This window comes from Paenibacillus sp. FSL H8-0122, from assembly GCF_038005345.1.
GTDB lineage: Bacteria > Bacillota > Bacilli > Paenibacillales > Paenibacillaceae > Paenibacillus_AQ.
In genome coordinates this window covers 1,330,482-1,349,723 of record NZ_JBBOTB010000001.1, presented here as the reverse complement: position 1 = coordinate 1,349,723, position 19,242 = coordinate 1,330,482, and the positions used below count along the sequence as shown (strand labels likewise).

The window sequence follows — 19,242 nt, the reverse complement described above, 5'->3', positions numbered from 1 at the left end:
CCTTGAATTTAAAGTTTAACAACATGAGAATAAGCAAGCTCATAGCAGTTCCTGGTATCGAAAATCAGCGGTGCAGCGCGCAGGATCATCTCATAATCGACACTCTGGTGAGCGGTGGCGATCACTACGCAATCATATTCATTAAGGACCTCTTCGCTAAGATCCACATGCAGATATTCATGGCCGCCTGCTGTAAATTTAGAAATGAAGGGATCATGATAATTTACCTCGTACCCCTCAGCTACCAGGAGCTGAAATAGGCTGATCGACGGTGATTCCCGCAGATCCGCAATATTGGCTTTGTAAGCCAGCCCGATTTGCAGAATCCTTACCCGGTCATTCCTGTTACATTCGGCCAGTAATTGCTTGATACGGCCCATTACATACGCAGGCTGAGAGTCGTTAATGTTCTTGGCAAGGTCAATGAACGGCGTCTCCATCCCCTCCAGATTGGCTTTCCATTTCAAATAGAGCGGATCTACTGGAATGCAGTGGCCGCCAATACCGGGACCTGGATCATAGCTGGTGAAGCCATAAGGCTTGGTAGCTGCAGCCTCGATAACCTCCCAGACATCAATGCCCATCCCCTCGCAGAGCCTGCCAATCTCATTAATGAAGGAAATATTAATGAAGCGGTAGGTATTCTCCAGCAGCTTCGTCATCTCTGCCGCTTTGGTTGAACTAACCGGTACAATCGTCCGGAAGACCGTCTGATAGAGGTTCACGATCCGCTCCAGACAGCCCGCAGTGGCTCCGCTAACCACCTTTGCGATATTCTCAAGTGAATACATCAGGTTGCCCGGATCAATGCGTTCGGGAGAGTAGCCTACGAATACATCCTCGCCGACAGTGTATTGATGCTGCTCCAGCAGCGGTACGAATTCCTCCTCGGTAGTTCCGGGATAGGTGGAGCTCTCCACGACAATGAGCTGCTGCGGTCTCAGATAGGGCAGGATAGACTGCATGGCGCCCTTCAAATAGCTGAGATCCGGATCACTGCTCTCCGACAGCGGGGTAGGAACACAGATGATAATCGCTTCCGACTCGCTTAATCTGGAGAAATCACCGGTGTATTCAAAGCTCCCCGACGCATTCAGCCATCCGATTTGGTCATCGCTAATGTCGGAAATATAGGATCTTCCCTCGCGCAGCTTCACTAGTTTGTCTTCGTCCACGTCAATACCAATGACATGATAATCCTTCTGATGAAACAACAGCGCCAGCGGAAGACCAACATATCCCAGACCGACGACCACAATTTTCCGTTTCATAGATGTACTCCTCTCACCAAATTATCCGGCTCGGGTCCGTATATTGGCTCGCCTCAGGACCGGAAGGGCCTTAACCATAGACAGCATATGTAGCCGCTTCTGAAAGGTGCATTCATTCACGGACTTAACGGACGGAATTTGCTTGAAACCATAAAAAAAGAACCTGACGTTACTCAGGTTCTTCTCAGTCCTTCAGTTTCAAATTGGAGGAGGTCCGGATATCCGGGATATCTTCTGCCTGAGCCGTGATCTTTGGCCCTTGCGGCTGGGACTGCTTGGCTGCCGGTTTAAGCGGCGGGGCAGGCTTGTTATTTTTCTTATTCATTTTTGCAGGATTGCCTGCGGTCTTCCGCTTCTTAGGCTTCGGACGCTCAGGCAGCTTCAGGCGCTCAAGCAGCTCCGGCTTGCCGGGGTGCTGACGAACAGCAGGAAGGGGTTCAGCTACACTGCGGAACAGTGATTTGCCGCCAGCTCTGATACTGCTTACTCTCCGGAAGACCACCGGCTTACTGTCCTTTGCAGTCTCGGGCTTCCGGCTCCCGGTTTCACCTTCATCTTCGCTCCAATGGAGCAGGAGCCTGGTTCTGGCGATTAATTCATTAAGCTCATTCTCTACCTGTACAGGAATCAACCGGCTTGCCTGCTTGAATGCTTCCATCTGGCCGAGCGCTTCGCCCACAGCCTTCTTCAACTCTTCAACGACTGGCCCCGAAGTCTCACGCTTCACTGTTATCCACCTCGTCCAACAGGCGGCTATTGAGGATGAAGTAATGAAGCAGGACCACTTGTCTTCGCGTCAGAGCCTGAAGCACCCGGATAACAGCTCTCTCCAGACGGGACAACTGCCCGGACGGCTGATATTGCCGCTCCTCCGCCTGCTCAGAAGCAACAGCCTGTAACATAGACGTCAAGGCCGCCAGCATAGTCACGATAGCCCTTTGCTCAACAGCGGCAGCCAGAAGCACCGCTTCCGTAATTTTTGGTTTCGTCCGCAATTTCTACACTCCTTTAACAGGTGCACAGATGCTTAATATTATATTTTATGCAGTCAGCTCCCCTAATATATCGGACTTTTCGGATTTTCGGACGCCGCGAATGAATAGGTGGAATAGATACGGCTTGTTCTTTATATATTGATACTATAATAGTTCCGGATCTTGCAGCCGGTCACAGGAGGTGTTCCAAGGATGTCCTTGCCTGATTCTCCCGAAACGAAGCCCGGCCAATCAATCACTAAGCGCGAAAGCCTTGCCCTCCTGCTCACTTCCGTGGCCATGAACGAAATCTCACTGTCCCACATTATCAGTGCGGAAGCGGATGCTATACAAGCCTTCATTAAGTCCCGTCCGGAAGAATTAAGCTATATGAGCGTTATCCGCATCAACAATACAGCCTCCAGACTCCTTGAGGAAGTCTCGAATGGTCAATGGTTAAGCCTAAGCAAGCTGGACCGCATTCTTCGCCTGCTCACGGATGATAATGACCTCAACGGTGAATCCGGGGATTTCAGTGATTTCAGTGATTTCAGTGATTTCGGTGAAGCGGAGGAATTGGATGCGGCGTTGAACGAGGATTTGGTTGAGGATTTCAATGACGATTGATTGGCGTGACACACCCTTACTTATAATCAATTAGGCTAATACCCCCAAGCACTTCCCCCTATTGAATATACACATATAGTATAAGATCCGACCATTAAGGAGGGTCTTATTTGTCTACCCCAAATATCCCCAATATTACTCCATCCATTACCCTAACCAGGGATCAAGCAATAAATCTCATCATGTCATCCATTGCTATGGAAGAGCTGGGCCTGGCTCACATTATCAATGCCGAAGGTGAAAAGATCCAGTATGCCTTGGGCACCCTTCCGGGAATCAGCGGACCACCTGCCTCACTGGCACAGATTCTGGAGGTGAATAACAGCGCAAAAGCCATGCTGGATACCATCTTCCGCCAGGAGATGATGCTGGACTCCAAGCTGAAGACCGCCACCACCCTGAAGCCCGTCATTGGGCCTTCCGGCGTTACTGGACCTGCCGGGGTGGCCGGAGGCGTTATCAGTGTTAATGGCCAGACAGGTGCAGTCCTGCTGGACTCTGACGAGATAGAGGCTCTGCCCTATAGCGAAGATCCTTCTGACTCTCCCCTGAAATCTTTCATCCAGCCTGGTGTGTACAGTTCCAATGACGATAATGGAAATGCACCTCTGGACGGTCCGCAGCCTGTAGGCCACCCGGCGGTCTGGACGCTGTATGTCTCCCGTGTAGGGAATTACGTCCAGCAGCTCTATATCTCGAATCCTGCTCTATTCTACCGCAGCAGTCAGGATGCGGGAGGGAACTGGACGCCGTGGGAAGCTCTCGGACACCGCGGAGTAACTGGGCCAAGCGGACCTACCGGACCTGGTGCCAGAGGACCGGCAGGTGCGAGGGGACCTGACGGTGCAGTTGGCAGGCAGGGGATCACCGGTCCGACGGGACCTGCGGGTCCGGTTGGCATCACCGGTCCGGAAGGAGTACAAGGGTCTGACGGCGTCGCTGGGCGACAAGGAAGCAGAGGTCCTGACGGAATCGCCGGGCCAACCGGACCCATCGGGCACAGAGGGCCAAGCGGGTCAACGGGCAGCACCGGACCACTCGGTCCTATGGGTCCAACAGGAATTAGAGGGGCAACAGGAATTAACGGAGGTACAGGTGTGACTGGACCGACAGGCGCTACCGGGCCCACTGGATTCGCGGGAGCTACCGGTGGTACCGGGGCTACTGGCGTTACCGGACCCACTGGTACCACGGGATCTGCAGGCGCAAGGGGCCCAACCGGACCCACCGGACCCGCCGGGATCACAGGGCCCAACGGCAGTACCGGACCTACCGGACCTACCGGGCTGACTGGCAGCACTGGAATATTGGGGACCACGGGACCCACCGGAATCACTGGAACGAGAGGTGTAGGGGGGCCGACTGGCATTACGGGGCCGACCGGCGTTACGGGCACGACCGGTGCTACCGGACCTACCGGCGTTACCGGGCCAACCGGCGCTACCGGGCCGACTGGTGTTACCGGGCCGACTGGCATTACGGGGCCGACTGGTGCGACCGGGCCGACTGGTGTTACCGGGCCGACTGGCGTTACCGGGCCGACTGGTGCGACCGGGCCAACTGGCGTTACCGGTTCAACTGGCGTTACGGGGCCAACCGGCGTTACAGGGCCAACCGGCGTTACGGGGCCAACCGGCGTTACGGGGGCAACCGGTGTTACTGGACCTACCGGCGTTACCGGACCCACCGGGGTTACCGGACCTACCGGCGTTACCGGACCTACCGGCGTTACCGGGCTGACTAGTGTTGTAGCAGGGCTATCCGGCGTCAACGGAGCGACTGGAGCCCTGGGATCAACCGGATCTACAGGTTCGACTATCATCAGCTACAACGCAGTGTTTCAACCCTTAGATGAGATAATAACCAACAGAAATTTTCCGCTTTCATTCTTAGAAGTATTCAACCACAGCAGCGGAACGATTACTCTGGATACCGGTGCAGATACTATTAATCTGCAGCCGGGCAGCCTTTACTATGTTTCGTTCTATGTACGTATTAATCTCACACCGGCTGATGTAGCTGTAACTTCTGTCGAATTCTTCTTAACACTTAATGATGTAGATCAACCCGTGGCCATCGCCGGTAGCAGACCCGAGAGTCTGTCTTCTTCTTCCCTGCCCTTCATGCTGGGTTCATACGGATTCATAAGAACTGGGAACGATCCCGTGCAAACATTGCAACTGACCGCAGATATTGTCCTGGGCGGGACAGCCGATGCTGTAACAGAATCGTCTTGGTCTAATTTGAGCATTATCCGGCTGGGATGAATAACCTTGTATTCATATATTAAGGAGGTTGTGATTTGTCTACACCCAATGTTCCTAATATTACCCCGACGGTCTCACTGTCACGGGATGATGTGATCAATCTGTTGTTCTCTTCCATTGCTATGGAGGAACTGGGTCTGGCGCACATTATCAATGCGGAAGGAGAGAAAATACAGTTCGCCCTCGGTACACTTCCGGGATTAAGCGGGCCACCCGCTACCCTACAGCAGATTCTGGATGTGAATAACAGTACGCAAGGTATGATGAATTCCCTCTTCCGTCAAGAAATGATGCTGGATTCCAAGCTGAGAACTGCCGCAGGTATTCCAACTCTACCCGGCCCAGCTGGTCTATCCGGGCCGACTGGTGCAGCCGGAACCGTAAGCAGTGTCAACGGCCAGACAGGTGCTGTGGCGCTTGATACTGCAGATGTCGGTGCACTGCCCTATAGTGTGGAGCCTTCCAATTCCAATCTTGATTCCTGCATAGAAGCCGGTGTCTATAGCTCCAATAATCCAACTGGCCCAGTGCCTACACACGGTCCAGTCGTCACCCACCCTGCGGTCTGGACCCTGTACGTCTCACAGGTTGGAACGTATGTACAACAGATCTATGTCTCGAACCCTGCCCTCTTCTATCGCAGTAGCCAGAACAGCGGGGGCGACTGGACGCTCTGGATAGATATTGGGCGGCGCGGTATAACCGGGCCTTCCGGTCCGGCAGGTGCAGGTGTTACAGGTTCGATAGGCGTCACTGGTCCAGACGGCACTACTGGAACAACTGGCACTCCAGGACCGATGGGACTCACGGGAACAAAGGGCATGACGGGACCGGTGGGAGACACCGGACCAGACGGCATACCTGGCCCCAGAGGCATCAGCGGCCCTTCAGGTGCCACCGGTTCAGCGGGAAATACCGGTTCAATCGGGCTTCGAGGAATTACAGGTCCAACCGGGACCCGGGGAGGGTTAGGACCCGCAGGAACAACAGGGTTACGTGGAGGTACAGGGCCTTCCGGGCTGCGCGGCATTCAGGGCTCTGACGGCCTTCGGGGACTAGATGGCAGGAGAGGAGATAGCGGGCCCAGGGGATTCAGAGGGATTCAAGGCCGTGCTGGAGCAACAGGAACGGATGGAAGCCGGGGAATTACCGGACCGGGTGCCCGGGGCGAAGCCGGCCACACAGGGATGAATGGTGTTATCGGACCCGTTGGAAGGCAGGGACTGGATGGGCCGCAAGGCCATACAGGTATTACGGGACCTGCTGGTAAACAGGGAGTTACCGGACCGGAGGGCTTCCGGGGCGGAACCGGGGCCGCTGGAATACGCCGGAGGGGTATTCCAGGATCAGAGGGTATTAACGGCATTCAAGGAATCTCCGGGGTACGGGGATCATCGGGCCACAGGGGAATCCGGGGACCGTTCGGGTTACGGGGCACCCCGGGGAAGAAGGGCCTGGATGGCGTAGAAGGCAAAATAGTACCGGGTGCTCAGGGAGTTGGCGGAGCCGCAGGACAGCGGGGAATTCGCGGTGTGAGAGGAGCTTCCGGCATTCGGGGGGCTGCCGGACAACGTCCCCCGGGCATCACCGGTCCGGCTGGTGCACGAGGGAATGCCGGGCTGCGCGGGCTAAAGGGCATACGTGGGATGGCCGGGCAGAGGGGGCCAGCTGGTGTAACGGGAACCAGCGGTGTTGGCGGAGCCAGAGGACACCGGGGCGTTACCGGGTCCAATCTTATCTTTGTCAACAATGCCTTGTTCCAGCCAGGTGCAGAAATACTAAGAAATACAGCGACTATCATCACGTTCACTGAAATTTTCAATAACAGCGGCGGCAGTATTTATCTGGATAACACCCGACAGAAGATCGTTATGCTGCCGGACAGCGTCTACTATCTTTCTCTATCATTCTTGATTAATATATTCTCGCCCGGGGACAATTTCGACATCCGATTATTGGAGATTATTACTCTCCTCAACGGCACTCAGACCTATGTGTCGCTTATTGATTCTGAATTATTCGGCCCCGGCAATGCTCCTGCGAACTATACGGCTCTGGCTGGCGGATTAATCCTGACCGGGTCAGCGCCCGTTCAAACGTTGCAAGTACAGATCACCCTCTCGCTGGATGGTCAGGCGACACCTGCATTCACTACCAACTTGTCCAGCTTAAGCATTTATCAAGTTGAATAAACCAAACCTAAATTTTACCATATATTCAAACCTTAATAATAGGTGTTTCAAATAGGCACTTATCCATACCGGATAAGAACGTGCAGGAATACCTTATACCATCCCACCCATAAGGAGGTTTTTATTTTGTCTACACCTAATATCCCCAATATTTCCCCGACGATTACATTAACACGGGATGATGTGGTGAACCTCTTGTTCTCTTCCATCGCCATGGAAGAGCTGGGGTTGGCACATATTATTAACGCGGAAGGAGAGAAAATTCAGTTCGCCCTCGGTACACTGCCGGGAATTACGGGTCCAGGCGCTACATTGCAACAGATTCTGGATGTGAATACCAGTACGCAAGGCATGCTGGATACGATCTTCCGGCAGGAAATGATGCTTGACTCGAAGCTTAAGACCGCTGCCAACGTTCCCACCTTGCAGGGGCCCACCGGACCTGTCGGACCCACCGGCGCCGCAGGCGCCGTCACTACAGTCAACGGACAGTCCGGTGTTGTCGTATTGGATGCTGCAGATGTAGGCGCCTTTCCCGAAAATGTGGAGCCTTCCGGTTCTGATCTTAACACCTTCGTAGATGCCGGTGTCTATAGCTCCAATAATCCAACTGGTCCGGTGCCTGGGCATGGTCCCACGGGAGTAGCACATCCGCCGGTCTGGACTCTGTATGTCTCCCGGGTTGGTACCTATGTGCAGCAGATCTATATCTCGAACCCTGTCCTCTTCTACCGAAGCTCTCAGGATAACGGGGACCACTGGGGCCCGTGGATCGAAATTGGACAACGGGGAGCTACTGGTGCTGTAGGGCCGACCGGTGTCGGCGTTACCGGCCCTACAGGTATCATCGGACCGACTGGTGCTACTGGACCTAGAGGGCTTACCGGACCGACCGGTATTACTGGTGCTACGGGGATTACCGGTGCTACCGGGGTCACCGGTGCTACCGGGGCCACTGGAGCCATGGGCGCTACGGGACCTACGGGGGCCACTGGTATCACTGGCGCTACCGGAGCCACCGGCGCTACCGGCGCTACTGGTCCGACTGGTGCTACTGGGCCTACGGGCGCTACTGGGGCTACCGGCGTTACGGGCGCCACTGGACCGACGGGCTCTACTGGACCTACGGGGCTTACCGGACCGACCGGCGCTACTGGACCGACCGGTGCCACTGGACCGACTGGACCGACTGGCGTTACCGGACCTACTGGCGCTACAGGCGCTACCGGCGCTACCGGTGCTACCGGTGCTACGGGTGTTACCGGGGTTACGGGCACTACCGGAGCCACGGGCGCTACCGGAGCCACGGGTGCCACAGGCGCTACAGGTGCTACTGGACCGACTGGCCCTACCGGACCGACTGGCCCTACCGGACCGACTGGCCCTACCGGACCGACTGGCGCTACTGGACCGACTGGCGCTACCGGTGCTACCGGGGCCACAGGTGCCACAGGTGCTACGGGCGCCACGGGTACTACGGGCGCTACGGGTGCTACGGGTGCTACAGGTGCTACGGGCGCTACGGGTGCTACGGGTATCACCGGGCCGACCGGCGCTACTGGACCGACTGGCGCTACCGGACCTACGGGCGCTACCGGACCGACTGGCGCTACTGGACCTACCGGCGCTACCGGACCGACTGGACCGACTGGCGCTACCGGACCTACGGGCGCTACTGGACCGACTGGCGCTACCGGGCCGACTGGCGCTACCGGACCGACTGGCGCTACTGGACCGACAGGCGCTACTGGACCGACTGGCGCTACTGGGCCGACCGGGGCCACTGGACCGACTGGTGCTACCGGTGCGACAGGTCCAACAGGACCGACAGGCTCGAATTTAAATGCAATGTTCCAGCCTGCTTCTGCTGCAGCCGTAACCGCCACACCAACTCCCATAGTATTAAGTCCGATATTTAATGGCAGCGGCGGAACGATTTCACTTGGCGCCGGCAACAATTCCATCCTTTTGCAGCCGAACAGCACCTATTATATGTCTTTTTCATTAAGAATAACGTTAAGCACAGGAGCTGTCGCTGTAACCACAGCAGAAATAGCTACCACTCTGGACGGCACCCCCCTCCATATCACGAATCTTGGAAGCAAACCTGCAGGTGTTGCCGGCTTAACAGCTATAACGCTGGAATCAAGCGGATTAATTCAGACAGGTGCCGGGACCCCAACCCTTCAACTGACTGCAAGCATCGTTTTTGCCTCAGCAGCTACCGCTACATTTAATAACACCTGGTCCAATGTGAGCGTCTTCCAGATAGAGTAAGATTCTTAAGATAGGGATTCCCCTCTTCTGCATTTGTCTTCTGCCGTAGAGAGGGGAGCTCTCTTAAGAGCCGGAAGTGAAATTCAATGTACAAGCGAAGGAGGGTTTTCATTGTCTACACCCAATATCCCCAATATTACACCGTCCATTTCATTGACACGGGATGATGTCGTCAATCTGATCTTCTCTTCCATCGCTATGGAAGAGCTGGGTCTGGCACACATTCTCAACGCAGAAGGCGAGAAAATTCAGTATGCCCTGGGGACCCTGCCAGGCCTAAGCGGCCCGCCCGCGACACTGGCACAGGTGCTACAGGTTAACAACAACGTACAATCTATGCTGGATACGATCTTCAAGCAGGAAATGATGCTCGACTCGAAGCTGAAGACCGCCGCGAATCTGCCTATTGTTATTGGGCCCAGCGGACCTACGGGACCTACAGGCGCCCCCGGCGGTGCTGTCGTCGTCAACGGCCAAGCCGGAGTAGTTGTTCTGGACGCGGCTGACGTAGATGCGGTCTCGCTTAACGAGGAGCCTTCCGACTCCCCTCTGGAATCCTTCAATCAACCAGGCGTCTACAGCTCGGATTCTCCCACGGGCCCACCGCCCACGATCTCTCCGCCGGTCATCCATCCAGCGGTCTGGACCTTGTATGTCTCCAGAGTCGGAAATTACGTGCAGCAGATCTATATCTCGAACCCTGTTCTGTTCTACCGCAGCAGCCAGAACGGAGGCGGCACCTGGACACCGTGGGTGGAGATCGGGCAGAGCGGAGCTACGGGACCTACCGGTCCGACCGGTATAGGTCCAGTCGGAGCCAGCGGAGACATCGGACTGACGGGCATCACCGGATCCACTGGAGCTACCGGGGTTAGAGGAGCCATCGGGATGACTGGAGCTATCGGGGTTACAGGCGCTACTGGCGTTACCGGAGTCACAGGCATTACCGGTGTTACCGGAGCTCCTGGCATCACGGGGGCTACTGGCCTTACAGGGGCCACGGGCGTTACCGGGGGTACCGGGATTACCGGAGCTACGGGCGTTACCGGAGCCACCGGAGCTACAGGGGCTACGGGGGCCACAGGCGTTACCGGGGCAACCGGAGTTACGGGCGTTACCGGAGCCACAGGCGTTACCGGAGCCACGGGCGCTACAGGGGCTATCGGGGCGACGGGAGCTACGGGAGTTACGGGAATTACAGGCGCTACGGGGGTCACTGGCGCTACGGGTGCCACTGGCGCTACCGGCCTTACCGGGGCTACCGGCCCCACAGGGGCTACCGGAGTTACTGGGGCCACGGGAGCCACGGGCGTTACAGGTGCTACCGGCCCCACGGGCGCTACTGGGCCCACGGGCGCTACGGGGGCCACGGGCGTCACCGGTGTTACGGGCATCACTGGAATTACGGGCATCACTGGAGTCACAGGCGTAACTGGAGCCACGGGCGCTACAGGAGCGACCGGAATCACGGGTGCTACGGGGGCCACGGGCGTCACGGGGGCCACGGGAGCTACCGGCGCTACCGGCCCAACAGGCGTTACCGGAGCCACCGGTGTTACTGGGGCCACGGGGGCCACGGGAGCGACCGGCGCTACTGGCGCTACCGGGGCGACGGGGGCCACGGGTATTGAACCCAGAGGCGTTACCGGAGCCACTGGTGTTACCGGGGCCACTGGCCCTACAGGAGCTACTGGCCTTGAACCCAGGGGTCTTACTGGAGCCACGGGTCCTACCGGGGCTACCGGTCCTACCGGGGTCACTGGCCCTACCGGGCCCACGGGGGTTACTGGCCCAATGGGGCCTCTCGTTAACCCGAATGCGATGTTCCGGCCCGTTGCGGCTACCTTGCCTACGGGACTCACAGCGTTTGGGTTTACGACAGATTATAATAACAGCAATGGAAGTATTACCCTTGCCGGCACCAATATTAATTTACTGGCTAACCGCTCTTATCATGTTTCCTTCTCATTCAGGATAAGGGTTCCTGCAAATCGTTCGGTAACTTCTATTGAAGTAATAGCATTTCTTGGCACTGCTATTTCACATATAACCTATTTCGGCACTGAAGAGATAGGCTCAACAACCGTTCCGTGGGAATACACGATTCAATCCGCAGGTGTGATCAGGCCAACCGGTTCATTAAACCTCAATTTTAAAATAGCTACTACTTTAAGCAGCGGATCTGGATCCCAATTGGACCCGGCATTGTCCAATTTAAGCATTTTCGAGTTATTGCCATAAATATACTTCTATAAATACAGCACCCCCTCCGGCAGAACAGCAATTTCTGCTCCGGAGGGGGGGCTGTTATTTCTGTCCCAGCTCATCAAGATGTCCGGCAAGCCGGTACAATTCATCTGCGATCAGCAGGATGGAAGACACAATACGCTGCTGTTGTTGCTCCTTGCTCTTCAACTCTTCTGAATCCGATGAAATGCCTGACTTGTCCATATGTAGTCCTGACATTTCTCTTGGACCACAGTACATAGGGAAGCCTTCCTCCACCAGAATGCGCACGATGGTTCCCAGATGATAACGGTCCTGCCGGAGTTCACTCACACGCGTCAGAACTTTGAGAGATTCGTATTCAAAGAATTTGCTGTCTCCCCTCTGCACCACAGGGATGAAATGTATGAAGTATTCGAGCCAGCGCTTGATGGTAGTAGGGGGCAGCTTCAATAATTCGATCACTTCCAATTGAGTATACAGTTTTTTGGTCACCATCATACTACCTCCCATAGTCTTTCAATGTTATACATTAGATATATTCATCGCCCTATCAATAAATGAGTAAAATTACCTATTTATTCAATATACGATCTAACAGTATCGTCGGGGCCGTTTCAAAAGACTCCGGGCAGAGAAAGCATTCCCTGCTTGAACCTCTCTAGGATACTAGCCGGATATCACAATCTAATGAGAATTATTGGAATTTAAATTCCAATTTTGTTCAGTTCTTGTCTATGAGGTCTCTCTATAATGGGCTTGACTTGAAACGAAACTTTCATGGAGGGATGCACAATGGGGAGACTCAGGGCCATTAATGAAAGAAAATGCACGATAGAAAACTGCAATAGGAGGCATTATGCGAAAGGGTTGTGCAAGCAGCACTACTGGCCGGCCTGGAAAGCAGGACAAAAGACCGAATCTGAAACTAGTCAAGGTTCCAGTGACAATTCGCCGCAGCAGCTCCAGTTTGTTCAAGAATTTATTTGATGTTATAGAAGGTTAAGCCTTTCCTTTGTCGAAATCATTAGACTATGATGAATACAAATTCCAAATATTACTTCAAGCATTTGACTTTAATCATGCTGTATATGTCTTTGCTCCTGGGAATGCACACGGTATGGCAGCAGATTTTTGCTTTTCCGCAGCAGCCCACGGCGTCCAGGGGCGAGCTTGATTTGCGCGGCTGGAATTTGAAGAACGCCCACTCGCTCGTTCTCGATGGTGAATGGGCCTTTTATCCGAACCGGCTCGTGACAGAGAGCGATATCCGCTCAGGGGCAGCCGGAGCTCCGCTTATGATTAATGTTCCGGGTAACTGGAAATCGGCTCTGTCCGGTTCTTCTCTCGGCTACGGGACCTATGCTCTGCGTGTACTCGTGGATCACCCCCTGGATGAACCCTATTCCTTCTGGGCACAGCAGATTCAGGCCTCTTCCCGGATCGAAGTCAACGGCCAGACGTACCCGGCAATGGGACAACCTGCTGTGCGCAAGGAGTTATACCGGCCGATGGCTGTATCCTATAATGTAGACTACCCCCTGCCTGCGGGTAAGCAGGATATGCTTGTGCTGATCCAGGCAGCCAACTTCGAGCATGGAGAGAAGGGCGGAATCTCTTACTCCATCCGCTTCGGCGCCCAATCCTCCATTCAGAAGGAGCGCTGGTACTCCACGGCTTTTCAGCTAACCACTATCATCATCCTTCTGCTACACGCCCTGTATGTCTGTATCCTGTATGTGCTTGCCAAAAAACAGCGGGTCTTGCTGCTGTTTGCTCTTATGCTGATTACGACAGCTCTCTCCATTGCAGCGGACAACGATGTCCTGCTGCTAATTGTGCTGCCGCTTAACTATACGTGGATGTTCAAGGTCAGGCTCCTGTCTTATGTATGGATGGTCTTTTTCATGCTGCTGCTGACCTACAAGTTCTACAGCGCTCAAGCCGTAGGGCGGGCCTTCAAGATCTACAGCTTCCTCCTTGTTCTATACAGTCTTTGTATAAGTGTGCTGCCGATTCAGATCGTATTGTCCAATGCCACTATTTATTTCAGCCTTTTGTATATGCTTCCCCCCTGCTGGATGTTTGTAATTTTCGGAATAATGGTATATAAACGGAAAAGGGACGTCAGCTTTCTTACCTTCATCGCTTCCTGTATTGTGTCAGGGGTCGTATGGGGGAATACGCTGAACGGTGACCGGCAGAATCTCCCGTTCTACTCTATTGACATTCTGGCTGCTATTGTCGGGTTCTCCACCTACGGCCTGAAGCAATATATCCGGCGCTCCGATGAGAACAGAGAGCTCTATGAACAGCTGGTGCAGACGGATAAGCAGAAAGAACGGTTCCTGATCAGCACCTCGCATGAGCTGCGGACTCCGCTGCATGGTATGCTCAGCATTGCTGAGACCGAGTATGACAAGAGGCGGGCAGCCTGCCCGGAGGAAGAATCGGGCGATCTGGAGCTGCTTGTCCGCATCGGACGCCAAATGTCACAGCTGCTGGATGATCTTATGGATCTGACCCTGCTGCGGGAGAACCGGATGGTTCTTCACCCCGTGCCGTTATCGGTCTATACGATTGCAGCTGGAGTTGCGGACATGCTCCGTTATTTAACGGAAGGCAGAAACCTTACACTTCATGTAAGCGCATCCGAAGCACTTCCGCCTGTATGGGCCGATGAGAAGCGGCTTATACAGATTCTGTTTAACCTGATCCATAATGCTGTGAAATTCACCGAATCCGGCAGTATACGGATATCTGCCGAAGAAGCGGACGGCCAGCTGCTGATCAGCGTTGCCGATACCGGTGAAGGGATTGGTGAGGAAGTACTCAGCCGTATCTTCCAGCCCTATGAACAGGCGGGCGGGCAGGACAGGGGCGGCCTGGGTCTGGGCCTGAGCATTACCCTGCAGCTCGTGGAGCTGCACGGGGGCAGGCTTACGGTGGAGTCCAGGCCGGGGGAAGGCTCCGTCTTTCGCTTCACTCTGCCGCTGGCAGACGGGGCTTTCTTCACAGACGGCAGATTCGGCGGGAGCGAAGCAGAGGAATGGCCGGACTTTACGCTGAACGCCCAGTCACCCTATTTCCAAGGCAGAGGCGAAGACCCGCTCCTTGCCGCTGCTCCTCTGTTCGCAGCAGCTGAGGGGCAGCAGGATGAAGCTGTACTCCACATCTTAGTGGTTGACGATGATCCGGTGAATCTTCGGGTACTCTCCACTATTTTGCATGAGGATATCTACCGGCTGACTCCTGTGCTCAGCGGTGAGGAGGCGCTGAAGCACCTGGGAGAGGAATCCTGGGATCTGTTAATCACGGATGTGATGATGCCTCAGATGTCCGGGTATGAGCTTACCCGGAGAATCAGAGAGCGGTATTCGGCATCCGAATTGCCGGTGCTGCTGCTGACGGCGCGTGCGCGGCGTGAGGAGATCTATTACGGATTCCGGCTGGGAGCCAATGATTATGTGACCAAGCCGGTCGATAGCCTGGAATTGAAGTACCGGGTTACGGGGCTGGCGAGGATGAAGCAGAGCATCCAGCACAACCTGCGCCTGGAGATCGCTTACCTTCAGGCGCAGATCCGTCCTCATTTCCTGTTCAACGCGCTGAATTCGATCTCGACGCTCAGCCAGATTGATATCCGCCAGATGCAGGAGCTGATTGACGCCTTCTCCTCCTTCCTGCGCGCCAGCTTCGATCTGATGAATACCGGGAAGCTGGTTCACTTGCGTCAGGAGCTGTCGCTGGTCGAAGCGTATTTGTATATCGAGAAGGTCCGGTTCGGGGAACGGCTGGAGATCGCGTGGAAACGGAATTACAGCGGACTACTCTTAGTCCCCCCGCTGACCCTGCAGCCGCTGGTAGAGAATGCCGTCCGTCACGGGCTGCTTAGTCTTATCGAGGGAGGCACCCTCATGATCCGCATTGAAGAGCAGAAGGATCATGTCCGCTTCGAGGTTCAAGATAACGGCAAGGGCATGGAGCAGGCTGAAATTGAACGCTTGCTGAAGAAGAACAAAGACACGGATTCCGGTATCGGTATTTGGAATACGAACCGGCGGCTGATTGAACGTTACGGGCAGGGCTTATCTATCCGGAGCCGTCCCGGCCATGGAACCACCGTCTCCTTTATTGTTCCCGTCCGGTGGATGGAGTGAACCCTTCCTCCACCGGCTATATCCTGTATGAGGAGGTGAGGCAATGCTTCGGGTAGTGCTGATTGATGATGAACGGCTCGCTCTGATCCAGTTGGAATCGACACTCAGAGCGCTGGGATCTGCCATTGTAACGGCAACCTATACCAATCCGCTGCTGGCCTTAAGCGAAGCGTCCGGCTGGGATGCAGATATTATTTTTCTGGATATTGATATGCCCGGGATGAACGGAATGGAGACTGCGAAGAGGCTGGAGGAGATTTGCCCCCGTTCAGCCATTGTATTCGTAACCGCCCATAACAGCTTCGCGCTGGAGGCGTTCGAGGCTAGTGCCCAGGATTACCTGCTCAAGCCTGTCCCCAGGGAACGGCTCAGCAGAACCATTCAGAGAATCAGGAACCGCAAAAAAGCTATGCACAAAGAACTCAAAAAACACTCGCTGCTGATCCGCGGCTTCAATTCCATCCAGTTCGAGCGGGATGGAATACCGATCAGGGACTTTCGCTGGCGGACCTCCAAGTCTCAGGAACTGTTCGCTTATCTGCTCTATTACCACGACCGGATCGTCGTCAAGGACAAGCTGGTTGAGCTGCTGTGGCCCGAAATCTCGCTCAAGCGTGCGTCCACCCATCTGTATACGGCGATCTATCAGCTCCGGCAATCGCTGAAGCGGTCGGACATCAGCCTCGTCATCAGCAATGCAAGCGTGGGTGAAGGTTATATGCTGGAGAGCGGGGACGCACAGATTGATTTTGTCCTCTGGGAAGAAGGCATTGTCTCGCTGGACCCGGTCGGTGATCGTAACGTCACGGAGCATGAAGAGCTGCTGAAGCTTTATACCGGCGATTTCCTGGGTGATTACGATTACCTCTGGGCCGAGAGCGAGCGCCAGCGGCTGAGGAACCTCTCCCTGCAGCATGCCACAGAGCTGGCCGATTATTATACCGCCAAGGAGAATATCACCAAAGCCGTCAACACCTATCAGCAGATCGTGGAGCTACACCCCTATCATGAGCCGGGCTACCTGGCGCTTATGGAATTCTACAACCGGCTGGGGGAGCTCAGCTTCGTCCAGGAACAATATGAGAAGCTGCGCAGCCTTCTGTGGCGGGACCTGCGGCTCACCCCGTCCGCCAAGGTCGAGCGCTGGTATGGGAACTGGAAGCGGCTATACACCTGACCCTTATGTATACAAAAACGGTATGCCGGCACCCCCGGTCAGGGGTTAGGCATACCGTTTCTTGTTGCTCCCGTATCTCCATCCTAACGGCAGGACCTGCACATGGCGCTGTCCCTTCCTTTCAGTGACAAGCTACGGGGATTGTGAATCCGCTGACACACCGGTGTACACAGTTCCTTGTGCAGCAGCTACCCATGTCAAACGAAGCTTCACACTTTTGTAGTACCCATTCCTGTGAACTTAAAACGCTCTGCGCCAGGCATCAACGACTCATGTAGGCTACGTCGTAATCGGGGAAATCCTCCATCCATTTCGTAATGGTCGCGGGCAGCATGTTGGTCCCCGGTACGTTCGTGTAGAACCGGACATACGGATCAGCGATGCCTTCCAGTTCGTCGCCTTCATCCGAGGCGAGGACGGCTGCCCAGTAACGGCCCTGCTTATCATACATGATGATGGCTTCGCTCAGGGTATACAGCCCCCGCACACCGCCCTGCACCACTCTCGCACCCAGGCCATCCGAATCCTTCGGCTCATCCAGCAGCTGCATACTGTACAGGAACAGATCATAGTCCTCCCCTACCACCTTACGGAAGGCCTTGTCTTCCGCCGTCGTCTTGAAGACGCCAGTGTCCTTCAGCGTGTAGACCTTCTCATCGTACGGACCTCTCACATATTCTCCGGTGTAGGTTACGTCTGCTCCGGCAGAATACACCGGCGAAGGACTGGTTACGTACAGCTTGCCGTTAAGCAGATAGAAAAAGACCACCGAGCCGTCCTCTTCCTTGTATACGGCCATCCGTTTGCGTACCACTGCCGATTCCTCAACCAGCTGGCCGGAATGACCGCCATCGAAGGCATCCAGGGAGAAGACCAGCTTATCGCTCTTGACCTTGCTGAATTCAACATAGGCCCCATAGAAAGGCGAGTTGTTCGCCGTATGCCATTCCCCGCCCCAATCGGCAGCCTTAGGAGCCTTGAGACTGGCAGCCGCTGCGCTCGTCAGCGCTTCAACCGGCAGCTGCCGGGTACCGTCCGGGTTGCTCCATACCCCGGCGAATCCGGTGCCGGGAATCCACCAGCCCTGGAAATGGCCGGTCTCCTTGCCTTTGGCGTCATACTCATACATATGGGCGATTTTGCCGTTGACATTGCCGGTGAGCCTGATCGTCTGTTTGTATTTGTCATAATAATAACTGCCGGTCAGCTTGCCGCCGCTCTCCACCTTGATGGACATATGGATCGGCAGATTGCCGTTGATGGCACCGGTCAGCGGCACCAGGCCGTTCGTCGCCGGACTCTGGGCGGCTGAAGCGGCAGCGGCCACCGTCCCGGCCGGCGCAGCCTTCGCCTGTACCGGAGCAGCCTCTGCTCCCGCCGGCACCAGGATGGCTGGCAGCAGGATGGCTGGCAGCAGAACCGCAGCCGCCAGCAGGGTACTGATTTTACGGATAATTCTCAATATAACCCCTCCCTTTCACAACCCTCTATAACAGCTATGTTACACTGTATGCCATCAATTACCCTTTTACAAGCAGGTAGAAAATAGCCCCGCAATATTTATTGCACGTATAATTTCACCAATCGCAGGCTGAGGATATGCCCTATCCAAATTAAGATATTACCGGACCTTAACGAACCAGCTTCTCCTTCGCACAGTAGTCATTCGGATGCTGTAGGTGCTGGAACGACAGTAACTGCATTTTGTACAATGGAATGCTGTAAAAAAGGCTTCGAAATAGAATCTATTGTATTCCGTACAATGGAATGTTGAAGAAAGGCCATTTTTCACCCAAAACACAACATTCTACTGTATGAAATACAATAGAATGTCATTTTACGGTCAGCTATACCTTTTCTATTGCAGGAAATACAATCCACTACTTGAATGTAAGAACAGAAATCGGTATCGGGTGCAGGATCAGCCCAATATCGGTAAGGGATGAAGCTGCGTTCGTAACGAAAAAACAGGGATAAGTGTATTCTGTGCAACTAGAAACAGTGAAACAGGAGTCCTTCTTCTTCTAATTGTAGTCTGTACAACTAAATTTGCCCGGATGGGCGAAAATCC

General features: G+C 54.7%; 12 protein-coding genes. 7 read left to right on the top strand and 5 right to left on the bottom strand.

What is annotated here, in order from left to right; all coding sequences use genetic code 11:
- Positions 1 to 8 precede the first annotated feature (8 nt).
- The 3 genes from NSS64_RS05895 to NSS64_RS05885 all read right to left on the bottom strand — a co-directional run bounded on the left by NSS64_RS05895 (position 9) and on the right by NSS64_RS05885 (position 2,266).
- A complete protein-coding gene (locus NSS64_RS05895) occupies positions 9 to 1,271 on the bottom strand; it encodes a nucleotide sugar dehydrogenase (RefSeq protein WP_341139518.1) in 1,263 nt (420 codons plus the stop codon).
- 184 nt (positions 1,272 to 1,455) lie between these two features.
- The gene (locus tag NSS64_RS05890; RefSeq protein WP_341139517.1) at positions 1,456 to 1,998 is read right to left on the bottom strand and encodes a hypothetical protein; all 543 of its coding nucleotides are present in this window, start codon (positions 1,996 to 1,998) and stop codon (positions 1,456 to 1,458) included.
- Positions 1,988 to 2,266 carry a hypothetical protein gene (locus NSS64_RS05885; protein WP_341139516.1) on the bottom strand — a complete coding sequence of 93 codons (279 nt, stop codon included), beginning with the start codon at positions 2,264 to 2,266 and terminating at the stop codon, positions 1,988 to 1,990. Before NSS64_RS05885 ends, NSS64_RS05890 begins: the two co-directional genes overlap by 11 nt.
- A 192-nt stretch (positions 2,267 to 2,458) precedes the next feature.
- Here NSS64_RS05885 and NSS64_RS05880 point away from each other — a divergent pair, with 192 nt between their 5' ends.
- From NSS64_RS05880 to NSS64_RS05860, 5 genes are all read left to right on the top strand, one after another.
- Positions 2,459 to 2,872: a hypothetical protein gene (locus NSS64_RS05880; protein ID WP_341139515.1), complete on the top strand. Its 414-nt coding sequence runs from the start codon at positions 2,459 to 2,461 to the stop codon at positions 2,870 to 2,872.
- Between the two features lie 110 nt (positions 2,873 to 2,982).
- The gene (locus NSS64_RS05875; RefSeq protein ID WP_341139514.1) at positions 2,983 to 5,139 is read left to right on the top strand and encodes a collagen-like protein; all 2,157 of its coding nucleotides are present in this window, start codon (positions 2,983 to 2,985) and stop codon (positions 5,137 to 5,139) included.
- Positions 5,140 to 5,174: 35 nt separating this feature from the next.
- Entirely contained in the window at positions 5,175 to 7,331 is a 2,157-nt protein-coding gene (locus tag NSS64_RS05870; RefSeq protein ID WP_341139513.1) for a collagen-like protein, read from the top strand.
- A 126-nt stretch (positions 7,332 to 7,457) separates the two neighbouring features.
- Positions 7,458 to 9,608, top strand: coding sequence for a collagen-like protein (locus NSS64_RS05865; RefSeq protein ID WP_341139512.1), 2,151 nt, complete (start codon positions 7,458 to 7,460; stop codon positions 9,606 to 9,608).
- Between the two features lie 111 nt (positions 9,609 to 9,719).
- Positions 9,720 to 11,849, top strand: a complete 2,130-nt coding sequence (locus NSS64_RS05860; protein ID WP_341139511.1) for a collagen-like protein — start codon at positions 9,720 to 9,722, stop codon at positions 11,847 to 11,849.
- 66 nt (positions 11,850 to 11,915) lie between these two features.
- Here the strand turns inward: NSS64_RS05860 and NSS64_RS05855 are convergent, their stop codons facing one another.
- Entirely contained in the window at positions 11,916 to 12,332 is a 417-nt protein-coding gene (locus NSS64_RS05855; RefSeq protein WP_341139510.1) for a MerR family transcriptional regulator, read from the bottom strand.
- A gap of 536 nt (positions 12,333 to 12,868) precedes the next feature.
- On the opposite strand from NSS64_RS05855, the gene NSS64_RS05850 reads away from it, so the two are divergent.
- Together NSS64_RS05850 and NSS64_RS05845 are read left to right on the top strand one after the other, a co-directional pair.
- Positions 12,869 to 15,994 carry a hybrid sensor histidine kinase/response regulator gene (locus NSS64_RS05850; protein WP_341139509.1) on the top strand — a complete coding sequence of 1,042 codons (3,126 nt, stop codon included), beginning with the start codon at positions 12,869 to 12,871 and terminating at the stop codon, positions 15,992 to 15,994.
- A 43-nt stretch (positions 15,995 to 16,037) separates the two neighbouring features.
- Positions 16,038 to 17,171: a response regulator gene (locus NSS64_RS05845; protein ID WP_341139508.1), complete on the top strand. Its 1,134-nt coding sequence runs from the start codon at positions 16,038 to 16,040 to the stop codon at positions 17,169 to 17,171.
- Between the two features lie 262 nt (positions 17,172 to 17,433).
- On the opposite strand, the gene NSS64_RS05840 is transcribed toward NSS64_RS05845, so the two are convergent.
- Complete coding sequence (locus NSS64_RS05840; RefSeq protein ID WP_341139507.1) at positions 17,434 to 18,633, bottom strand: hypothetical protein; 1,200 nt, start codon at positions 18,631 to 18,633, stop codon at positions 17,434 to 17,436.
- Positions 18,634 to 19,242: the final 609 nt, after the last annotated feature.

What these genes read in the sequence shown, in the direction of transcription:
- NSS64_RS05895 (WP_341139518.1), bottom strand. Translation starts at nt 1,271, where the DNA reads ATGAAACGGAAAATTGTGGTCGTCGGTCTGGGATATGTTGGTCTTCCG.
- NSS64_RS05845 (WP_341139508.1), top strand. Translation starts at nt 16,038, where the DNA reads ATGCTTCGGGTAGTGCTGATTGATGATGAACGGCTCGCTCTGATCCAG.
- NSS64_RS05850 (WP_341139509.1), top strand. Translation starts at nt 12,869, where the DNA reads ATGATGAATACAAATTCCAAATATTACTTCAAGCATTTGACTTTAATC.
- NSS64_RS05880 (WP_341139515.1), top strand. Translation starts at nt 2,459, where the DNA reads ATGTCCTTGCCTGATTCTCCCGAAACGAAGCCCGGCCAATCAATCACT.
- NSS64_RS05855 (WP_341139510.1), bottom strand. Translation starts at nt 12,332, where the DNA reads ATGGTGACCAAAAAACTGTATACTCAATTGGAAGTGATCGAATTATTG.